At 46.2% G+C, this 234-nt stretch carries 1 protein-coding gene; it reads right to left on the reverse strand.

Going from position 1 to position 234, the window contains the following annotated elements; translation table 11 throughout:
* A partial coding sequence (locus tag JEM65_RS23505) for a WYL domain-containing protein (protein WP_368856080.1) occupies positions 1 to 227 on the reverse strand: 227 nt, incomplete at its 3' end.
* Positions 228 to 234: the final 7 nt, after the last annotated feature.

Below are 234 nucleotides of genomic sequence, written 5' to 3' on the forward strand. Positions count from 1 at the left end.
AGCGATGTGAGTAAACTGCTCGAACAGTATCGCGTAATGGTCAAAAACTGGAAGTAGCTGAATGGTTTGAATATCAGGCAATTATTTGTAGCGGGAGACGGCCTTTTGAGCTTCTCGTGCATAGAGTCGCGCAAGGATTTGGGCGCTAGCACTTGTAAATCAGGTCCGAAACTAAACAGGCGCGTCTTGAACTCCTGATTGATAATTAAGCGTAGCTCGATTACCAAGCCATCC

Origin of the sequence: Gelidibacter salicanalis (assembly GCF_016469035.1) — a bacterium.
GTDB lineage: Bacteria > Bacteroidota > Bacteroidia > Flavobacteriales > Flavobacteriaceae > Gelidibacter > Gelidibacter salicanalis_A.